At 53.1% G+C, this 20,890-nt stretch carries 19 protein-coding genes and 1 pseudogene; 8 read left to right on the forward strand and 12 right to left on the reverse strand.

The annotated features are described in order from the left end of the window. The first annotated feature begins 92 nt into the window (after window positions 1-92). The 7 genes from metK (at window position 93) to ruvX (ending at window position 5,552) form a co-directional block, all read left to right on the forward strand. On the forward strand, window positions 93-1,244 hold the full coding sequence (gene metK, locus HP572_RS16960) for a methionine adenosyltransferase (protein WP_010295424.1): 1,152 nt from the start codon (window positions 93-95) through the stop codon (window positions 1,242-1,244). A 111-nt stretch (window positions 1,245-1,355) separates the two neighbouring features. Further along, on the forward strand, window positions 1,356-1,868 hold the full coding sequence (locus HP572_RS16965) for a SprT family zinc-dependent metalloprotease (protein ID WP_240583818.1): 513 nt from the start codon (window positions 1,356-1,358) through the stop codon (window positions 1,866-1,868). 96 nt (window positions 1,869-1,964) lie between these two features. Next, the gene (gene endA / locus HP572_RS16970; RefSeq protein ID WP_240583819.1) at window positions 1,965-2,663 is read left to right on the forward strand and encodes a deoxyribonuclease I; all 699 of its coding nucleotides are present in this window, start codon (window positions 1,965-1,967) and stop codon (window positions 2,661-2,663) included. Between the two features lie 117 nt (window positions 2,664-2,780). Continuing rightward, window positions 2,781-3,515 (forward strand): 16S rRNA (uracil(1498)-N(3))-methyltransferase, encoded by a 735-nt coding sequence (gene rsmE / locus HP572_RS16975; protein WP_240583820.1) that lies wholly within the window; start codon window positions 2,781-2,783, stop codon window positions 3,513-3,515. A gap of 11 nt (window positions 3,516-3,526) precedes the next feature. Beyond that, the gene (gene gshB / locus HP572_RS16980; RefSeq protein ID WP_010285797.1) at window positions 3,527-4,486 is read left to right on the forward strand and encodes a glutathione synthase; all 960 of its coding nucleotides are present in this window, start codon (window positions 3,527-3,529) and stop codon (window positions 4,484-4,486) included. 83 nt (window positions 4,487-4,569) lie between these two features. Beyond that, a complete protein-coding gene (locus HP572_RS16985; protein ID WP_205554950.1) occupies window positions 4,570-5,133 on the forward strand; it encodes a YqgE/AlgH family protein in 564 nt (187 codons plus the stop codon). Continuing rightward, complete coding sequence (gene ruvX / locus HP572_RS16990) at window positions 5,133-5,552, forward strand: Holliday junction resolvase RuvX (protein ID WP_240583821.1); 420 nt, start codon at window positions 5,133-5,135, stop codon at window positions 5,550-5,552. The genes HP572_RS16985 and ruvX overlap by 1 nt, the downstream gene beginning before the upstream one ends. A 65-nt stretch (window positions 5,553-5,617) precedes the next feature. Here ruvX and fbp read toward each other — a convergent pair whose 3' ends face one another. Continuing rightward, window positions 5,618-6,622, reverse strand: a complete 1,005-nt coding sequence (fbp, locus tag HP572_RS16995; RefSeq protein ID WP_010285800.1) for a class 1 fructose-bisphosphatase — start codon at window positions 6,620-6,622, stop codon at window positions 5,618-5,620. A 169-nt stretch (window positions 6,623-6,791) separates the two neighbouring features. Between fbp and mpl the strand changes: the two genes are divergently transcribed. Beyond that, window positions 6,792-8,177, forward strand: a complete 1,386-nt coding sequence (gene mpl / locus HP572_RS17000) for a UDP-N-acetylmuramate:L-alanyl-gamma-D-glutamyl-meso-diaminopimelate ligase (protein ID WP_240583822.1) — start codon at window positions 6,792-6,794, stop codon at window positions 8,175-8,177. Window positions 8,178-8,290: 113 nt separating this feature from the next. On the opposite strand, the gene HP572_RS17005 is transcribed toward mpl, so the two are convergent. The 11 genes and pseudogenes from HP572_RS17005 to nnr all read right to left on the reverse strand — a co-directional run bounded on the left by HP572_RS17005 (window position 8,291) and on the right by nnr (window position 20,889). Next, complete coding sequence (locus tag HP572_RS17005) at window positions 8,291-9,589, reverse strand: adenylosuccinate synthase (RefSeq protein WP_240583823.1); 1,299 nt, start codon at window positions 9,587-9,589, stop codon at window positions 8,291-8,293. A gap of 99 nt (window positions 9,590-9,688) precedes the next feature. Then, window positions 9,689-9,889 (reverse strand): DUF2065 domain-containing protein, encoded by a 201-nt coding sequence (locus tag HP572_RS17010; protein ID WP_010285804.1) that lies wholly within the window; start codon window positions 9,887-9,889, stop codon window positions 9,689-9,691. Between the two features lie 124 nt (window positions 9,890-10,013). Further along, window positions 10,014-11,006 (reverse strand): protease modulator HflC, encoded by a 993-nt coding sequence (gene hflC / locus HP572_RS17015; protein WP_039545807.1) that lies wholly within the window; start codon window positions 11,004-11,006, stop codon window positions 10,014-10,016. A 3-nt stretch (window positions 11,007-11,009) separates the two neighbouring features. Continuing rightward, complete coding sequence (gene hflK, locus HP572_RS17020; protein WP_039545809.1) at window positions 11,010-12,269, reverse strand: FtsH protease activity modulator HflK; 1,260 nt, start codon at window positions 12,267-12,269, stop codon at window positions 11,010-11,012. A gap of 96 nt (window positions 12,270-12,365) precedes the next feature. After that, window positions 12,366-13,646 carry a ribosome rescue GTPase HflX gene (hflX, locus tag HP572_RS17025; RefSeq protein WP_240583824.1) on the reverse strand — a complete coding sequence of 427 codons (1,281 nt, stop codon included), beginning with the start codon at window positions 13,644-13,646 and terminating at the stop codon, window positions 12,366-12,368. Between the two features lie 94 nt (window positions 13,647-13,740). Then, window positions 13,741-14,040 (reverse strand): RNA chaperone Hfq, encoded by a 300-nt coding sequence (gene hfq, locus HP572_RS17030; RefSeq protein ID WP_010285823.1) that lies wholly within the window; start codon window positions 14,038-14,040, stop codon window positions 13,741-13,743. Window positions 14,041-14,153: 113 nt separating this feature from the next. After that, complete coding sequence (miaA, locus tag HP572_RS17035) at window positions 14,154-15,095, reverse strand: tRNA (adenosine(37)-N6)-dimethylallyltransferase MiaA (RefSeq protein WP_240583825.1); 942 nt, start codon at window positions 15,093-15,095, stop codon at window positions 14,154-14,156. Beyond that, window positions 15,088-17,097, reverse strand: coding sequence for a DNA mismatch repair endonuclease MutL (gene mutL / locus HP572_RS17040; RefSeq protein ID WP_240583826.1), 2,010 nt, complete (start codon window positions 17,095-17,097; stop codon window positions 15,088-15,090). Before mutL ends, miaA begins: the two co-directional genes overlap by 8 nt. 51 nt (window positions 17,098-17,148) lie before the next feature. Beyond that, window positions 17,149-18,836 (reverse strand): annotated as a pseudogene (gene amiB / locus HP572_RS17045) (N-acetylmuramoyl-L-alanine amidase AmiB). Beyond that, on the reverse strand, window positions 18,833-19,315 hold the full coding sequence (tsaE, locus tag HP572_RS17050; RefSeq protein WP_205554960.1) for a tRNA (adenosine(37)-N6)-threonylcarbamoyltransferase complex ATPase subunit type 1 TsaE: 483 nt from the start codon (window positions 19,313-19,315) through the stop codon (window positions 18,833-18,835). The pseudogene amiB and the gene tsaE overlap by 4 nt, the downstream one beginning before the upstream one ends. Window positions 19,316-19,320: 5 nt before the next feature. Further along, window positions 19,321-20,889: a bifunctional ADP-dependent NAD(P)H-hydrate dehydratase/NAD(P)H-hydrate epimerase gene (gene nnr / locus HP572_RS17055; protein WP_240583827.1), complete on the reverse strand. Its 1,569-nt coding sequence runs from the start codon at window positions 20,887-20,889 to the stop codon at window positions 19,321-19,323. Between the last annotated feature and the right edge of the window lies 1 nt (window position 20,890).

A 20,890-nucleotide genomic window follows, 5' to 3' on the forward strand; every position in this document is an offset into this window, starting at 1 on the left:
GGTGACCTAGAATAGCCATCCAGATGTTAATCCGTCTATACCGATTAACTGATACACTGCTTAACGGCTTTGATTTGAAGGTAAAGAAACTCATGGCTAAACACCTTTTTACGTCCGAGTCAGTCTCTGAAGGACATCCTGATAAAATTGCTGACCAGATTTCTGATGCGGTTCTCGACGCCATTCTGGAGCAAGACCCAAAAGCGCGTGTCGCTTGTGAGACTTATGTAAAGACCGGCATGGTGTTAGTCGGTGGTGAAATTACCACCAGCGCCTGGGTCGACATCGAAGAAATTACCCGCCGTACCGTGCGTGATATCGGTTATGTCAATTCTGAAATGGGCTTTGATGCCAATTCTTGCGCCGTATTGAGCGCGATTGGCAAGCAGTCTCCTGACATCAATCAGGGCGTTGACCGCCGCGATCCGCTGGAACAAGGCGCAGGCGATCAGGGTCTGATGTTCGGTTACGCCACTAACGAAACCGACGTCCTGATGCCTGCACCTGTGACTTATGCACACCGTCTGGTTCAGCGCCAGTCAGAAGTCCGCAAGAGCGGTTCTCTGCCGTGGTTGCGCCCGGATGCAAAAAGCCAGGTTACGTTCCTGTACGACGATGGCAAGATTGCTGGCATCGATGCCGTGGTGCTGTCTACCCAGCATTCAGAAGACATCAGCCAGAAAGATCTGCATGAAGCGGTGATGGAAGAGATCATCAAACCGGTTCTGCCTGCAGAATGGCTGTCTGCCAATACCAAATATTTCATCAACCCAACCGGACGCTTTGTTATCGGCGGCCCAATGGGTGACTGCGGTTTGACTGGCCGTAAAATCATCGTTGATACCTACGGCGGCGCGGCACGTCATGGAGGCGGTGCGTTCTCCGGTAAGGATCCGTCTAAAGTAGACCGTTCTGCTGCCTATGCTGCACGCTATGTTGCCAAGAATATCGTCGCGGCTGGTCTGGCCGATCGCTGCGAAATTCAGGTGTCCTACGCTATCGGCGTGGCAGAACCGACTTCCATCATGATCGAAACCTTCGGCACAGAGAAAGTGTCCACTGAGCAACTGACGCTGCTGGTGCGTGAATTCTTCGATCTGCGTCCTTACGGCTTAATCCAGATGCTGGATCTGCTGCATCCGATTTATCAGGAAACCGCAGCCTATGGTCACTTTGGCCGCGAACATTTCCCGTGGGAAAAAACGGACAAAGCCGCAGAGCTGCGCGAAGCTGCTGGCCTGTAATCTGGCTACTCAATAAATACCAAACGGCGAATGAAAATTCGCCGTTTTTCATTCTACCTCCCCCCGCTTCGCCTATTGCGTCTCTCAGCCACTCAATTTATGCTCACAGCAATGAACACACCCCGAATCCCCATTGCCAGTCATCAGGCTGTGATGCGCTGCCTGCGTGATAAATTGCAGCAAGCTAACCTCACCTTGCAGACGAACTACACCGAGCCAACAGTCAATTACCAGCAACGCGGTTCAACGGCAGGAACGGCCTGGCTGCAACACTGGGAAATTCGACTGAACCCCGTCTTGTTGCAGGAAAATCAGCAGGCCTTTATCGATGAAGTGGTTCCCCATGAACTGGCTCATTTGCTGGTTTATGCACGTTTTGGCCGTGTCGCACCACATGGCAAGGAATGGCGCTGGATGATGGAAAGCGTCCTGCACGTCCCGGCAAAACGCACGCATCGGTTTGCAGTGCAATCCGTACAGGGGAAAACCTTCACCTACCTGTGTGATTGCCAACAGCATGAGCTGACGATCCGCCGGCACAATCGGGTGCTGCGCGGCGAAACAGAATATCGCTGTCGTCGTTGCGGGAAAACCTTACGTCATGATGTAAAAAGTTCTATTTAAAAGGGAATTTCCAGTTTTAAAAACTGCTTTTGCATTTGCCTGCCGACGAGACATCCGGTAGTCTGCCAACTTTACAGCCTGTGGATTATTTGGAATATGCTACGCAAAATTCTCGCTATCGCTGCCGTAGGCGCGGGTCTGTTTTCGGCCACCGCGTTGGGTCAAAACATCAATAATTTTTCGCAGGCAAAGGCCGCCGCTGTCGACATTAATCGCGATGCGCCGGGTTCGTTCTACTGTGGCTGCAAGATTACGTGGCAGGGCAAGAAAGGCACGCCCGACCTTGAATCCTGTGGTTATCAGGTAAGGAAGAATGAGCAGCGTGCCAGCCGTATCGAGTGGGAGCACGTTGTACCGGCCTGGCAATTCGGCCACCAGCGCCAGTGCTGGCAGGATGGCGGCAGAAAGAACTGTAACAGCGACCCTGTCTACCGTGAGATGGAAACCGATTTGCATAACCTGCAACCTGCTATCGGCGAGGTAAATGGCGATCGCGGCAATGCCATGTATGGGCAGTGGAACGGCGGCGCATCCCAATATGGTCAATGCGAAATGAAGGTCGATTTCAAAAATAATCTGGCAGAACCGCCCGCTCGCGCTCGCGGCCAGATCGCCCGTACCTATTTCTATATGCGCGACCGCTATCAGTTACGTCTTTCCAACCAGCAGACTCAGCTGTTCGAAGCCTGGGATAAGCAGTACCCGGTCACCCAGTGGGAATGTACCCGCAATCAGCGCATTGCCGCAAAACAGGGAAACCCAAATCCCTACGTTCAACAGGCTTGCCAGCGCTAGTTCCTCTACCTACTATAGCGAATCTGTTTCCAGCAAAACCACCGCCAGATGACGGTGGTTTTGCCTATTTCTGGCGTTTCTGCGCCGCTCTATTTTATTCAAAGGTCTGAATCCAGTATGCGAGTACCACGCATTTTTCATCCCGAAACGCTCCCCCTTAACGGCGGTGAAGTCGAACTGAGTGACGATGCCGCCAATCATGTGGGTCGCGTGTTACGCATGACGACGGGTCAGTCATTGCAGCTGTTTGATGGCAGCAATCATGTCTTTGATGCAGAAATCATCGCGGCTGGCAAAAAGAGTGTGCGCGTTCGCTTCGCAGCAGGTAAGTTGGAAGATAAAGAATCGCCCCTACATTTACATCTGGGACAGGTGATGTCGCGCGGCGAGAAGATGGAATTTACCATTCAGAAATCCATCGAGCTGGGCGTCAATGTAATTACCCCCCTGCTTTCTGAACGTTGTGGCGTCAAACTGGATGCCGAGCGTATGGAGAAAAAAATTAGCCAGTGGCAGAAAATTGCGGTTGCCGCCTGTGAACAGTCAGGCCGCAATTGTGTGCCGCTGGTGCGGCCAGCGATGACGCTGGAAGCCTGGTGTGCAGAACAAGATAACGCGTTGAAATTGAATCTGCACCCACGCGCCACACAGAGCATCAATACATTACCACTGCCAGTCGATCGGGTCAGGCTACTGATTGGTCCGGAAGGCGGGCTCACCGCCGGTGAAATTACCATGACCTCAGAACACGGATTCACTGATATCCTGTTGGGGCCACGCGTTTTGCGCACAGAAACCACTGCACTCACCGCCATGACCGCCTTACAGGTACGTTTCGGCGATTTGGGGTAAAGGAGAAAAGAATGATCAAACTCGGTATCGTGATGGATCCAATTGACACCATCAATATCAAGAAAGACACCAGCTTTGCCATGCTGCTGGAAGCACAGCGCCGTGGTTGGGAACTGCATTATATGGAGATGAACGATCTCTATATGCATGCGGGCGTCGCGCGCGCAACAACGCGTCGCCTGAGCGTCCAGTACGATTACGACGGCTGGTACGATTTCTCCGGCGAGCAGGATATTGCGCTGGAAGAGTTGGATGTGGTGCTGATGCGTAAAGATCCGCCGTTTGATACGGAGTTCATCTACGCCACCTATATTCTGGAACGTGCGGAAGAGAAAGGCACGCTGATCGTCAACAAGCCGCAGAGCCTGCGTGATTGCAATGAGAAGCTGTTCACCGCCTGGTTCCCGCATCTGACCCCTGATACGCTCGTTACGCGTCGTGCAGACAAACTGCGCCAGTTCCATGAAAAACACGGCGACGTCATTCTCAAACCGCTCGACGGCATGGGCGGCGCGTCTATTTTCCGTTTGAAGCAGGATGATGCCAACGTCTCGGTCATCATCGAAACGCTGACCGAACACGCGACCCGCTACTGCATGGCGCAAAACTATCTGCCTGCGATTAAAGACGGCGACAAGCGCGTGCTGGTGGTCGATGGCGAACCCGTTCCTTACTGCCTGGCGCGTATCCCGAAAAGCGGTGAGACACGCGGCAATCTGGCAGCCGGTGGGCGCGGCGAAGCGCGTCCGCTAACCGAAAGCGACTGGAAAATCGCCCGTGATGTCGCACCAACGTTAAAAGCCAAAGGGCTGATTTTCGTCGGTCTGGACATCATCGGTGACCGCCTGACAGAAATTAACGTCACCAGCCCGACCTGCGTACGTGAAATCGAAGCGGCTTACCCGGATGTTTCCATCACAGGCATGCTGATGGACGCCATTGAAAAGCGTCTCGCTGCACGTACCCGCTAAGACCAGAGACACCTGGCACGCCACCCGGCCCGCGCAATACGGGCCGTTTCTCCAACGCTGACGGATATCGATAAAAATACACAATGAATTTACAGCATCACTTCCTCATTGCTATGCCAGCACTACAGGACTCTGTATTTAAACGTTCGGTGGTCTATATCTGCGAACATAATGAAGACGGAGCCATGGGGCTGATCATCAACAAACCGATGGATCAGTTTTCCGTGGAAAATGTGCTGAAAAAACTAAAAATAGATCCGACACCGCGCGATCCTGCCATTCGATTGGATAAGCCCGTCTTCATTGGCGGTCCACTGGCAGACGACCGTGGTTTTATCCTGCATACGCCCTGCTCCGGCTTTGGTTCCAGCATCAGTATTTCTGAGGACACCATGATCACCACGTCCAAAGACGTGCTGGAAACGCTAGGCACTCCCCAGCAGCCGAAAAATACGCTGGTCGCCTTAGGCTATTCCGCCTGGGAGAACGGTCAACTGGAAGAGGAACTGTTGGATAATGCCTGGCTAACAACGCCAGCCGATCAAGAGATTCTGTTCCATACGCCGATTGCCGAACGCTGGCGGGCGGCGGCCAGAAAGTTGGGTATCGATATTCATAATATCTCCACCGAAGCAGGGCATGCCTGATGGCCAGCAGAACCATTCTTGCCTTTGATTTTGGGACAAAAAGTATCGGTGTCGCCATCGGTCAGGAAATTACCGGTACGGCGCGCGCACTGACCTCGCTCAAAGCGCAGGAAGGGATACCCGACTGGCAAAAAGTGGAAAAGCTGTTGTCAGAATGGCAGCCCGATCTGGTCGTCGTCGGCCTGCCGCTCAACATGGATGGCACCGAACAACCGCTGACGGCACGGGCGCGGAAGTTCGCTAACCGACTGCATGGCCGTTTTGGTGTCGCGATTGAGTTACACGATGAACGCTTGAGTACGGTGGAAGCGCGTGCCGATCTCTTCGAACGCGGTGGCTTTAAAGCGCTGGATAAAGGTAGCGTTGACGCGGCTTCTGCGGTGATTATTCTGGAGAGCTGGTTCGAAGCACAGCTTTAAAAGACAATCCCGTGTAGCCGAGAATCCGACCACACGGGACTACATCAACGACTAATTAGTGTTAATTAGGCGTCTGGGAATTCACGGATGAAACGTTCGACGTCATCAACCATGGATTCTGTTCCTACAAAGAACGGTGAGCGCTGATGCAGTTTCTCTGGCGTGATATCCAGAATACGGTTTTTACCGTCGCTGGCTTTACCGCCTGCCTGCTCCGCCAGAAACGCCATCGGGTTGCATTCGTACAGCAAACGCAGTTTACCTTTCGGATAGCTCGCGGTGCTCGGGTACAGGTAAATTCCGCCTTTCAGCAGATTACGGTGGAAATCTGCGACCAGTGAACCGATGTAACGCGACGTATAAGGACGCTGCGTCTCTTCATCCTGCTCCTGACAGTATTTGATGTATTTCTTCACGCCGACAGGAAACTTGATGTAGTTCCCTTCGTTGATGGAATACATATTCCCTTTTTCCGGGAAGCAAACTTTTTCATGCGAGAGACAGAACACACCGAGCGACGGATCGTAGGTAAAGGCGTGAACGCCGTGACCCGTGGTGTACACCAGCATGGTTGAAGAACCGTAAACGATGTAGCCCGCAGCAACCTGCTGACTACCCGGCTGCAAGAAGTCCGCTTCCGTGACTGACGTTCCCAGCGGCGTAATACGGCGATAAATAGAGAAAATCGTACCGACAGAGACGTTTACATCAATATTCGACGAGCCGTCCAGCGGATCCATCAGAACAACATACTTGGCATTTTCCGCCTTATCACCTTCAAAGATAACAATTTCGTCTTCTTCTTCGGAGGCGATACCTGCCACTTCACCACGTGCTTTTAATGCCGCTTTCAGTTTCTCATTGGCATACAGATCGAGCTTCATCTGCACTTCGCCCTGAACATTAGAAATACCGCTGGCTCCCAGGATATCAACCAAACCTGCTTTATTGATATCACGGTGAATAATCTTGGCACCCAGTTTAATAGCAGACAGCAGCGCGGTAAGCTCACCTGTGGCGTGAGAGAAATCGTGCTGTTTTTCGACGATAAATTCGCCTAACGTTTTCATAACACTATTCCAGAATCTACGGATGAAAAGCGGTTTCATTTCTGCACCGCCAACGTTTGCGCATGCAGTGTAGCCCAAAGAGAAAGTGAGTACCTAGTCAAATCCATTTCTTATGGCGGATTCATAGCGTTAGAATGTGACGCAGACTCACTGTGAAGATGGAAAATGTATGCGTATTCATATTTTAGGTATCTGCGGCACCTTTATGGGTGGCCTTGCCCTGCTTGCTCGTTCGCTGGGGCATGATGTCACAGGCTCAGATGCAAATGTTTATCCCCCCATGAGTACCTTACTTGAAGAACAGGGAATCACGCTGATTCAGGGATACGATCCGGCACAGCTTAGCCCCGCGCCTGATTTGGTCATCATCGGTAATGCGATGACGCGCGGAAACCCATGCGTCGAAGCCGTACTGGAACAGGGATTACCTTATGTTTCCGGCCCACAGTGGCTGCATGATTATGTGCTGCGCGATCGCTGGGTGATTGCCGTTGCGGGTACACATGGCAAAACCACCACGGCGGGGATGGTCACCTGGATTCTGGAAGATTGCGGCTATCAGCCGGGCTTTGTGATCGGTGGCGTTCCCGGCAACTTCACCGTTTCCGCCCGCTTGGGTGACAGCCCATTCATGGTGCTCGAAGCCGATGAATATGACTGTGCGTTCTTCGACAAGCGCTCTAAATTTGTCCATTACTGCCCAAGAACGCTGGTGCTCAACAATCTTGAGTTTGATCACGCCGACATCTTTGACGATCTGAAAGCCATTCAGAAACAGTTCCATCATCTTGTGCGACTGGTGCCGGGCAGCGGGAAGATCATCCTGCCAGCCAATGACCTTAACCTCAAACAGGTGATGGGAATGGGATGCTGGAGTGAGCAGGAACTGGTTGGTGAAGAAGGCACATGGCGGGCACAGAAAGTATCGACCGATGCCAGCCAATATCAGGTTTACCTGAATAAAGAACTCGTCGGTGAAGTCCACTGGAAGCTGGTGGGCGAACACAACATGCACAACGGGCTAATGGCCATCGCTGCCGCTCACCACGTTGGCGTACTCCCCGCTGATGCCTGCCGCGCGCTGGGCGGATTTATCAACGCGCGTCGTCGTCTGGAGTTACGCGGTACGGAGCATGGCGTCACGGTTTATGACGATTTTGCACATCACCCGACTGCGATTCTGGCGACGCTGTCAGCGCTACGCAGCAAGGTTGGCGGCACAGCCCGGATTTTGGCCGTACTTGAACCCCGTTCGAACACCATGAAATTGGGGATGTGCAAAAACGAACTGGCGCCGTCATTAGGCCGCGCCGATGAAGTTTTCTTATTCCAGCCAGCACATATTCCATGGCAGGTGGTAGAAGTTGCGGAAGCCTGCGTACAACCCGCCCACTGGAGCGCGGATATTGACACGCTGGTAGAAAACATCGTCAAGACTGCACAGCCTGGCGACCACATTCTGGTGATGAGCAACGGCGGGTTCAGCAACATCCACAATAAGCTGCTGGATGGCCTGAAGAACAAAGCGCAGAAGGCGAAAGACGTTCAGGAATAACAGGTCGAAGCCGTCGTCGTTCACACCACGACGGCCAAACGGCAGATAGCAAAAAGGACGGGAATCCCGTCCTTTTTCATCTTCTCATCACCCATTAATAATGGGTGGCAACATCAGACGTCGAACGGATCGCGCAGCACCATCGTTTCGCTACGATCTGGGCCGGTAGAAATAATATCAATCGGCACACCAGTGATTTCTTCGATACGTTTGATGTAGTTCAGCGCAGCCTGCGGCAGTTTGCTGTGATCTTTCACGCCAAACGTGCTTTCAGACCAGCCCGGCATCGTTTCGTAAATCGGCTCAAGACCTTCCCAGCCTTCAGCCGCCAGCGGAGTGGTATCCACTTCGCTGCCATTCGGCAAACGATAGCCTACGCAGATTTTAATTTCTTTCAGACCGTCCAGAACATCCAGCTTGGTCAGGCAGAAACCAGACAGCGAGTTGATCTGTACTGCACGACGTACGGCAACCGCATCCAGCCAGCCGGTACGACGACGACGACCCGTTGTCGCGCCAAACTCGTTACCTTTCTGAGACAGATGCTCACCCACTTCCTCAAACAGTTCAGTCGGGAATGGACCTGCACCTACACGGGTAGAGTAAGCTTTAACGATACCCAGTACGTAGTCTACATAGCGTGGACCCAGACCAGAACCGGTAGCAACGCCGCCCGCAGTGGTGTTTGAAGAGGTCACGTACGGATAAGTACCGTGGTCGATATCCAGCAGCGTACCCTGCGCGCCTTCAAACATGACGAAATCGCCACGCAGGTGCGCTTTGTACAGCAGATCGGAAACATCAACGACCATGCCAGTCAGAATATCGGCAATCGCCAACACGTCGTCCAACACTTTCTGGTAGTCGACGGCATCAGCTTTATAGTAGTTAACCAACTGGAAGTTATGGTATTCGACGATCTCTTTCAGTTTGACAGCAAAGGTTTCTTTATCAAACAGATCGCCAACGCGCAGGCCACGGCGAGCAACTTTATCTTCATACGCAGGGCCGATACCACGGCCAGTCGTACCAATTGCTTTCGCACCACGCGCTTTTTCACGCGCGTTATCCAACGCGACGTGATAAGGCAGGATTAACGGACAGGCTTCAGAGAGCAGCAGACGTTCGCGTACCGGGACGCCACGCGCTTCAAGCTCCGTCATTTCTTTCATCAATGCGTCAGGCGCCAGCACAACACCGTTACCGATGATGCTGACAACATTTTCACGCAGAATGCCAGAAGGAATTAAATGAAGGACGGTTTTTTCACCGTTGATAACCAGCGTGTGGCCAGCGTTGTGTCCACCCTGATAGCGCACAACATATTTAGCCCGTTCAGTCAGCAGGTCAACGACCTTGCCTTTACCTTCGTCACCCCATTGGGTGCCCAGTACGACGACGTTCTTACCCATTTCAAGAATCACCAGGTTGCTTAAAAAAGGATTCTACCATCTCATTTGGATGCTTTCAGTACTTTTAGCACACGATTGCGCACATTTTTCTGCTTAATTTTAGCCACCCATCCGGCTACGCAACATGTAGTAGATCACGCACCCTGCAACAACTATTCCGCCGCCAAAACGGCGCAAAATAGTATCCGGTAACTGCGCTATTCCCAAAATCATACGCCGCCAGAGACGGGGAAACAGCAGCGGCCCCAACCCTTCGAGCACCAAAACCAGCCCGAGCGCCAGCCAAATCGTTGAATTCATAACACCCTCTTTTCCCGCGTCAAGTACGAACAGGACCACATTCTTGGATTTATCTCTGCCAGAAAATGGCAAAAAAAAGCCCGGAGAAAGAACCCGGGCTTGATGAGACGTCAGTTAATGACTATCAGCGGCGTGGAACCATGCTGTCCGGTGACTTCATGTAGCGGAAGAAGTCGCTATCCGGGCTGAGCACCATCACGTCCTGATTATTACTGAAGCTGTTTTCATACGCGCGCAGGCTACGAACGAAAGCGTAGAAGTCAGGATCTTCACTGAATGCGTTAGCAAACAGTTTCGCCGCTTCGGCATCCCCTTCACCACGGGTGATACGTCCCTGACGCTCAGCTTCAGCCAGCGTACGGGTGACTTCATAGTCGGCCGTCGCTTTCAGCTTTTCAGCCTCTTCCTGACCTTGTGAACGGTGGCGACGTGCTACCGCTTCACGCTCTGCACGCATACGTTGGTAAATCGCGTCAGAGACTTCAGTTGGCAGGTTGATTTGCTTAATTCGCACATCGATAACCTCAATACCCAGCGCAGCCATACTGTTCGGGTTGATATGAGGTTCGTTGCTCGTAGTCTCTTTCTCAACACGCGCAGCAGCAGAAGCAATCGCATTATCGGCTTCGGTCGTTTCACCGGTACCAGTATTCAGCGCTTCACGCACGTCAGACATCAGTTGACCACGCGAGTCGGTAACAATGCCTTTCACATCCAGACGACCAATCTCAGAACGCAGACGGTCACTGAACTTACGTTTCAGCAGTACTTCAGCCTGAGAGATGTCACCACCACCCGTTGCCAAATAGTAGCGGCTGAAATCGCTGATACGCCATTTGAGGTAAGAATCGACAATCAGGTCTTTCTGCTCTTTAGTGATAAAGCGGTCAGCCTGGTTTTCCATCGTCTGGATACGTGCATCCAGCATTTTCACTGAGTCGATAAACGGAATCTTGAACTGCAATCCCGGTGCATAGATCAGCGGCTTATTGTCGTCATCACGCAATACTTTGCCAAAACGCATCACAATGCCGCGCTGGCCTTCCTGCACCACAAACAGTGACGCATAGACCACCATCAGTACCAGGATCAGGATAAATAGTAAGGGCTTACGCATCGATTATTCTCTCCCTACTCGAGTGAAGTCATCACGCTGCGCATTTGCTCTGCGCTGATCCATGATATTTCCATTGTTACTGCTGCGCGTTTGATTGCTATTCGTCGCACCGCTGCTGTTGCTAGGCAAACGCAGTGGGTTAGCGCTGCTGCTGTTATTGCTTTGCGTATTTTCACCGCCTTGTCCACGCAGCATCTGATCCAACGGCAGCACCATCAGGTTGCCCCCCTTGTCATTGACCAGCACTTTACGGGTATGGCTCAGCACGCGTTCCATCGTTTCGATATACAAACGCTCACGGGTGATTTCCGGTGCAGCTTTATATTCCGGTAAGACTCTGGCAAAACGGGCAACTTCACCCTGAGCTTCCAGAACGGTACGGGTTTTATAAGCGCGAGACTCTTCCAGAATACGTTGAGCCTGACCGTTAGCACGCGGCTGTACTTCGTTCGCGTACGCTTCCGCTTCACGAATATATTGCTGTTCGTTTTCACGTGCGGCAATCGCATCATCAAACGCGGCCTTAACTTCTTCCGGCGGACGCGCGGTCTGGAAGTTGACGTCCAGCAGCGTGATACCCATGTTGTACGGACGAATAGTTTCTTCCAGTACACGCTGAGTATCCGTACGCACAATGGTACGGCCTTCCGTCAAAATTTTGTCCATCGTGTACTTACCAATAACGCCGCGCAGCGCGCTGTCAGTTGCCTGACGCAGGCTGTCATCAGCATTGGTTACACTGAACAGATATTGTTCTGGCTGCGTGACACGATACTGCACGTTCATTTCAACGCGCACGACGTTTTCATCTGACGTCAACATCACGCCCGACGTCGCCAGTTCACGCACCGACTCAACGTTCACCGCGCGAACAGAATCGATGAAGGTCGGTTTCCAGTTAAGACCCGGACCAACCAAGTGGCTGAATTCACCAAAGCGCGTGACGACACCGCGTTCCGCTTCTTTAATGGTATAGAAACCAGTAGCGGCCCAGATGACAACCGCAGCGACGGCAGCGATACCGACGATCCGGCCACCCAGTGCTGGGCCGCCAGAATTTCCGCTGTTGCTTGAGCCTGAACCTTTTCCGCCACCCAGATCGCCGAGTTTTTTGCTCAGTTTACGGAAGATGTCGTCCAGATCCGGCGGCCCCTGATCTCGGCCACCTTTATTGTTATTTCCGCCAGAGTTGCCGCCATTATTGCTGCTGCTCCCCCACGGGTCGCGGTCTTGTCCGTTATTACCGGGCTGATTCCACGCCATGTTTTAGCTCCATTCTTTATGATAGGTGTTCTTCAGGTTCAATATCCCAGAGTCCGTCAGACTATTTCACCGTTCAGACTGTTTATGCCAGTCAAATCAGACAATATAGTCCATCAGTTCCTGCTCTTTTTTGCAGAGGCGGCGCCAGTCAGCAATCGGCATACGAATAACCAAACCAATTTGCCCATCCTCTTCAATCCATTCTTTTTCTATTGCCTGAAGCTGGTAAAAACGACTACGCAAGCGTCCTGCCTGCGGGGGAAGATGCAAGGTATGTTGTGCGATTTCCCCGGAAAGCCGCTCAGTCAATGCCTGAAATAGCAACGGAATACCGTCGCCGGTCTGTGCTGAAAGCCAGACCCGTACCGGTAGATTCTCTTCGTTGCGATCGATACGCGGAACGAAATCATCCAGCATATCAATCTTGTTCATTACCAACAGCGCAGGTATTTCGTCTGCCTCAATTTCCGCCAATACGTCATTAACCGCTTCAATATTCTCGTCAAGACGAGGATCGGCGGCATCAACTACGTGCAGCAGCAGCGAGGCCTGACGTGTTTCCTGTAATGTAGCCTTAAACGCAGCCACCAAATCATGGGGCAACTGCCGGATAAAACCTACGGTATCCGCCAGCACCGTATCACCAACATCATCCACTTGAATGCGGCGCAATGTTGGATCCAGTGTGGCAAATAACTGATCGGCGGCATAGACGCCCGCCGATGTAATCTTGTTAAACAGCGTGGATTTACCCGCGTTGGTATAGCCCACCAGCGAAACGGTGGGGACATCGGCACGAACCCGCGACCGGCGCCCTTGTTCACGCTGTTTTTCTACCCGTTCAAGACGCGACAGTATCTGCATGATACGGTTACGCAATAAACGACGGTCGGTTTCAAGCTGGGTTTCACCCGGGCCACGCAAACCGATACCGCCTTTCTGACGTTCAAGGTGCGTCCAACCGCGAACCAATCGGGTCGCAAGGTGGCGCAGCTGTGCCAGTTCTACCTGTAATTTCCCCTCGTGCGTACGCGCACGCTGGGCAAAAATATCTAAAATCAGTCCGGTACGATCGATCACCCGGCACTCGCACAAACGCTCCAGATTACGTTCCTGAGCAGGCGTCAGCGCATGATCAAAGAGCACGACAAACGCGCCCGTTTCTTTTACTACCTGAGCAATTTCTTCAGCTTTGCCTTCCCCGACAAAATACTTGGGGTGAGGCGCCTTACGGCTGCCAGTAACAACCTGCAAGGATTCAATTCCGGCAGAAGAAACCAGAGATTCAAACTCCAGCAGATCTTCTGTATCTCTATCTTGCGAAAAGAAAATATGAACTAATATGGCCCGTTCACCTGATTCATAACGGTCAAACAAGCGAGTAACCTCTCAAACGAGCAAAAAACACCACAGCGAAGGAGCCGAGCGATGCGTCCAGCTCTCCCACGCCGTGGTGAATTGACAATACGCCTTATTCGGCGTCATCAGCTTCCTGCGACTGCTGCTGAGCAGTCGTGTTACTACCGTGATAGTTGTTGCTGCCGCCTGGATTGTTGCTATGGTGAGAGACTGGGCGAGAAGGAACAACTGTAGAGATGGCGTGCTTATAAACCATCTGACTTACCGTGTTTTTCAACAAAATCACGAACTGATCGAAAGATTCGATCTGACCTTGCAACTTAATACCGTTCACCAAATAAATCGAAACCGGAACACGTTCACGACGCAAAGCGTTCAAGAACGGATCTTGCAAAGATTGCCCCTTAGCCATTCTATATTTTCCTTATTTGTATGTTGTTTGTAACAAAGAACCCTACGGCTCTAAAATAACGGTGTAAAAAAACTTGCACGCTGAGACTCACCGATTGTACACAATCACTCAACCTATGCACTAACAACCTGTATCACCTTGTCCAGTGCTTCAGTCGGTTTTTCGCTATCCAGCCAGCAGACATCATCCCAACCGCGCAGCCAGGTCATTTGCCGCTTCGCTAACTGACGCGTCGCACAAATTCCCCGATAAACCATCTCATCGTAATCAATTTCACCGGATAAATATGACCACATCTGGCGATAACCAACGCAACGAATAGAGGGCATATCCGTATGAAGGTCATGCCGGGCAAACAATGTCCGGGCTTCTGTCTCAAAACCTGCCACCAACATCTGATGAAAACGCTGTTCAATCCGCTCATGCAACAATTCACGCGTCGCCGGAGCGATAGCAAACTGATGAACCTGATAGGGCAGCGCGTCGCCAGACGTTTTTGTCAGTTCAGTTAAAGTGTTACCTGAAACGAAAAAAACTTCCAGTGCTCGCGAGAGTCTCTGCGGATCATTTGGATGAATCCGAATTGCTGCTACCGGATCGATCTCACTGAGCTGCCGATGCATCGCTTCCCAGCCGATTTCTTTTGCCTGCTCTTCAATGCGTTGGCGCACGGCAGGGTCGGCTGACGGCAGAGGAGAAAGTCCCTCCAGCAGCGCCTTGAAATACAGCATCGTCCCCCCGACTAACAGGGGAATGCGCCCGGCAGCGGTGATGTCCGCCATCTCACGTAACGCATCACGGCGAAAGTCCGCCGCAGAATAGGATTCTGTTGGATCGAGAATATCGATTAATCGATGCGGGGCCAGTGCCAGCTCTTCCACACTCGGTTTCGCCGTCCCAATATCCATATCTTTATAGATGAGGGCGGAATCTACGCTAATCAACTCTACCGGCAAATATTCTCGTAACGCCATTGCCAATGCCGTTTTTCCTGACGCCGTCGGCCCCATGATAAAAATGGCAGGCGGCAACGACGCGTTTTCTACATCACTCATGCTTTAAAGCCTTGATGGCATCCTGGATGTCCATCACAGATAAAAGTTTAGACGGCGGCGTTTTCGCCAACTGCGGACAAAGCCGCTCGACATCCGCCAGTAATTGTATGGCTTGAGAATGGCTCCAGCTTTCCTGCTCACTCTGCAATCGCGTTGCCATCCACGATGCCAATTCGCCAGGTTCCACCTGCTGTGTCTCAACCGTCTGATAGTCGGCCAGATAGCCTATCAGTTCGGAGATCAAGTTTTGTAAATTTTGTTGGCGCAATGGTAAAGGTACGGCACGCAATGTGGCACGCTGTGACTCAACCACGACATCAATACCAAAACGCGCCAGCAAAGCGTGATGAGCAGACAACACGTTCAGCTCAGATTTACTCAACGTCAGGCGCTGTGGAATCAGCAACGGCTGCGCCCGCAGCCCTTCTTCCGACGGCGTCAACTGCACCGCCTTCAGATAACGTTCAGCCACGGAAAGCGACAGCATCGCCAATCCCTTATGGTACTCCAACAGCGCGTAGCACGGAGGATAAACCGTCAATACCCGCCCAAAACCGTTCGATTGGCTTTCCAGCGGTGGTTCAACCGACGCACGTTGCTTATTATTGCTGGCTGCGGTGTCCGTCGCGGTTCGAGTTGGCGGTGCGTCATGCGATACCGTAGATGGGACATCCCTATCCGGCGACATAACGTGACTCGACGGTACAGAAATACGCTCACCAGACGACGGCGGTGCACTTGCTGCACTATCCGCTGGTTGCAGCAGCGCCTTATACAGATCACCTTGCTTCTTCTGGTACGGATTCTCTGGCTGATAGCCGGAATAAGCAGATTCTCTCGCCTGACCGGAATGACCCGCGCGCGGCGTTTTCCCACCATACGACGGCGAACTATCGCTACGTGACGGCTGGGCAAAATGGTTTTCACCTGCGGCGGTGCGGTTTTCCTGCTGCCATCGCACGGGTTTCCCGGTCTCCGGCTCTGTCATGCCAAGCGCCGGTGAGGATGCCTGTTGCAGAACGGACATCACCGCCTGATAGATAAAGTCATGTACCAGACGCGCCTGATGGAAACGCACCTCATGCTTGGCAGGATGCACATTCACATCCACCTGATGCGGGTCGATCTCCAGATACAGCACATAGGCGGGCTGCTGCTCGTCGCTAAGCTGATCCTGATAAGCCTGCCGGATAGCATGATTAATCAGCCGATCGCGCATCATGCGCTGGTTCACGTAGCAATACTGCATATCCGGTAATTGTTTAGCCCCAACCGGATCGGCCACCCAGCCATGAATGGTGAGATCGCCGTGTTGCCATGACACTGCCAACGCATGTTGCAGGAACGTCGCACCACAGATGCTGCCCAACCGGCGTTCATACTGGCTTTTATCTGGCGCAGCACGATACTGCCGCATCAGCTTACCGTTATGATGCAGCGTAATAGCGACATCGAAACGCGCCAGCGCGATGCGGCGCACCACCTCATCAATATGGGTGAATTCGGTTTTTTCGGTGCGCATAAATTTACGGCGAGCGGGCGTGTTATAAAACAGGTCCAGCACTTCCAGCGTGGTGCCTACAGGATGAGCGGCGGGTTTGACCGTCACCGCCATGTCGCGCCCTTCGGCATAAGCCTGCCAGGCTTCGGATTGTTCGGCGGTGCGCGATGTCAGGGTGAGACGAGAGACGGAACTGATACTTGCCAGCGCTTCGCCGCGAAACCCCATACTAACGATGGCTTCCAGATCGTCGAGCGTCGCAATTTTGCTGGTCGCATGACGCGCCAGCGCCAACGTTAATTCATCCTTTCCAATACCCGAACCATTGTCACGAATACGGATCAGTTTCGCGCCGCCGCGTTCTATGTCGATATCAATCCGGGTCGCGCCTGCATCCAGACTGTTTTCCACCAGCTCCTTCACGACCGAAGCCGGACGCTCAACCACTTCTCCGGCAGCGATCTGGTTAGCCAGTTGCGGTGGCAACACCTGAATCGGCATGGCGTATCCCTCTTACTATCCTCAATCTATCGACACCGTCAGCATGAAGAATCAGGCAGACGGAATAACCAGCGTTTGCCCCAGCTGTACCGTGCCGGAGCGCATATTATTCGCCTGTTGGATTTCTTTCATGCTGACACCGTAACGGGCAGCAATCGCACTCAGGCTATCACCCTTTACGACCTTATGCTTAACCGGCGTGGCCTTTTTGGGCGCAGGTGTCGATGCCGTCTGCTTCGTTCCTGTCGCCGGAATATTCAAGCGCTGCCCAACCCAGACGATGTCCTTGTTCAGCTTATTCACGTCACGCATAGCCGAGAGACTGACGCCATAGCGCCTGGCAATCGAAGAGAGCGTTTCGCCACGCGCGACGGTATGACGCGTGCTGCCCGCACTCGCTTTTGCCGCAGTTACGTTACCGCCCGACGTTGCTCTATCACTTGCCGCCGACTGTAGTGGGCGGCTTTCCTGCTTTGGGAGGGATTGAATCGGGTGAGTTTGGAAGTAACTTCTCAGCCCCTGATAAATCGCATTGGCGAGTTTTTCCTGATAGTCGTTACTCCCCAACAGCCGCTCTTCCGAGACATTGGTGATAAATCCGGTTTCCACCAGTAGAGAAGGAATATCCGGCGAGCGCAACACGCCCAAACTCGCGTGCTCAGGCAGTCGTTTATGCAGCCCACCGACACGCTGGAGCTCACGCAGCACCTTGGTCGCCACGTCATACCCCACCCGCTGAGAGTGACCAAATTGCAGATCCAGTACCGCCTGACTGAGGTAAGGATCGGCACTGCTGTTCGCTAACAGATCGCCCGCACCGCCCAACAGTTCGGACTGCTTCTCATGCTGCTCCAGCCAGTTTGCCATTTCACTGTTCGCACGGCGGTTGGACAGCACCCAAACAGACGCGCCTTTGGCATTGCGATTCGGTGCCGCATCCGCGTGAATCGACACTAACAGGTTCGCCCCCTGCTTACGCGCAACTTCCGAACGCCCCATGACGGAGATAAAGTAGTCACCGTCACGCGTCAGCACACCTTTAAAGGCCGGATCGTTATTCAGTAAAAAATTTGTAGCTTACGCGCGATAGAAATCGTGACATTTTTCTCCCGCAGACCGTTCGTGCCAATCGCCCCTGGATCCTGCCCACCGTGCCCAGCATCAATCGCCACAACGACGCGTTCATTCCCCTGTCGGGCTGGCGCACGGGTAGATGACGAACTGGTATTGACGGCAACTGTCGGTTTGTTGGTAAACGGCTTGTTGGTAAACGGATTGTTGGCCGGTTCTGCCGGCGCGCTATTTTGCTGACGTGAAGCAGGAGGCGCAGAGGCTTGCACCGTTTTGGCTTTATCACCCGTGATGGTGAAAACAACAGCGTAACCCGATCCTTCTTTTTGCGTCACCGCCCGCGTTTTAGCCGCCTGAGTTAAATCCAGCACCAAACGCAGGCTTTGTGCGTCCTGCGCGTTGCTGGTTCGCACACGCTTAATCAGATTTTGCCCGCTGAAATCCAACGGCAGCCCCTGAATGACGCCAGTCTGACGAATATCGATGACCACTCTGGCGGGGTTACTGAGCGGGAAAAAAGCATAAATCGGCTGACCGCTAAAGCTCAGGCGCACCGTGGCCTGACCTGACGCATTATCCACCTTGATATCAGACAGATTAGCCGCCCACGCCGAACTTGCCAGCAACAGCCATACGCCGATGAACAGCTTAACCATACGACTCATCATGATTCGGTTGTTCCTGGCTGAAGAGAAAAACGTTGCAACATCGCGTCTCCCGCCGCAGAGACAGCGGACAGCTCAGCCTGTCGGCCCTGATCCTGATAGCGCAAATGCAGTTCGATATCGGCATCGGGCAGTACGCCAGCGCCCTGCTGCGGCCATTCAATCAGACAAATGGCATCCTGCGTCAAATAATCACGGATCCCCATAAACTCCAACTCTTCCGGGTCGGCCAGTCGATAGAGATCAAAGTGATAGACAGCAAGCGGCGATAACGCATAGGGCTCGACCAGCGTATAAGTGGGGCTTTTAACATTGCCCTGATGACCGCGCGCCTGTAGGAAACCGCGACTAAACGTCGTTTTTCCCGCACCGAGGTCGCCATAAAGGTGGATAACACAAGCACCGTCACAGGCTTTCGCCAGCGCCGTACCTAAAGCAATCGTTGCTGCCTCATCCGGCAGAAGTAAGACTATTTTTTTCATTCTATCTATTGTTCTAAAAACATAGGTTCTGAAAGCATCGGCTCTAGAAACACCCGCTCGGGATTAACATATCGGAACAACACAGGCAGTAAATCGGTTGCCAGCATACCTCGAGTGCCGCGTCGCGCTGCCAGCCAATCGGCCGCCGCGCCGTGAACAACACACCCTGCACAGGCAGCATCATACAGCGAGAGCTTTTGCGCCAGCAAACCACCAACGATACCTGACAGCACATCACCCATGCCGCCTGTCGCCATGCCGGGGTTTCCCACATCAGCAATAGCAACCTCGTCTCGCTCGCTGGCAATCACCGTTCCCGCACCTTTCAATACGACAACACCGCCATAGCGTTTTACCAACTTTGTGGCCGCAAGTAAGCGATCACTTTCAATATCAGAAACGCGGCAATTCAGTAAACGTGCTGCCTCACCGGGGTGAGGTGTCAGCACGCGATTCTGCCGCTTATGCGGGTTGATTGCCAGCAGGTTAAGCGCATCCGCATCCCATAACATGGGTTTGTTACAATTTTCTGCCAGACGCAGCGCGCTTTTGCCCCATTCATCCTGCCCTAAACCGGGACCAATCACCACGACATCCGCCCATTCCAGCCCCTGTCGAAGCGTCTCTGTCGTCAGTTCTTGCACCATCAGCTCAGGCCGAGCCGTTAGAAACGCCGATTGATACTGCTTGTGAGTAAGTACTCGCACCAATCCTGCACCGCTGTGTAACGCCGCATCCGCAGCCATCAATACCGCGCCGCCTAAGCCGACGTTGCCGCCTACCACCAGCAGTCTACCGTTATCACCTTTATGCTGTCCGGCTGAACGAGGCGTCAACCACTCGGGAAGTTGCGCCGCGGTCAGCCGCCGTATCGGCGCGGTTTGATCGTCCAGCCACGCCTGCAATCCTAACGAATGATAATGTAATGTTCCGACGTGCTCACGGGCGCGGCCGGTCAGTAGTCCCGGTTTCAGCGCGATAAACGTCACCGTCTGCACCGCACAAATCGCAACGCCCGCACAGGCGCCGGTTTCAGCATGTAAGCCAGAGGGAATATCCAGTGAAACAATGGGAGCCGGATAGGCATTCGCCTGCATCATTAACGCGGCATAAGGCGCACGCGGTGCAGCAGAAAGACCGGTTCCCAGTAGACCATCCACAATGAGATCGATCCCGTCCGGCCACGGCGTATCACCATCCTGCGCACTAACCTCTTGGATACGGCCGCCCTGCTCCAGCCAGCGTTGGCGGGCAAGATAAGCCTCGTCGGGCAGCGGCTTATCGCTGGTACAGGCAACAACATCGACCTCCATACCTGCCGCCAGCGCCAGGCTGGCGACCACATATCCATCACCGCCGTTATTGCCGTGTCCAGCCAGCACCCGCCAACGTCGAGCTGAGGGATAGCATTGGCGAGCCACCTGAAATGCGGCTTCTCCCGCACGCTGCATGAGTTCCCACAGCGAAAGCCCCGACTCGCTGGCGGCTCTGGCTTCTTCACGCCGCACCCATTCGGCGTAAAACACCGAATCAGGCAACTCATCCTCTCGCTTCCGGTCATGACACGTCATCATG

This window comes from Pectobacterium sp. PL64 (assembly GCF_022477975.1).
GTDB lineage: Bacteria > Pseudomonadota > Gammaproteobacteria > Enterobacterales > Enterobacteriaceae > Pectobacterium > Pectobacterium jejuense.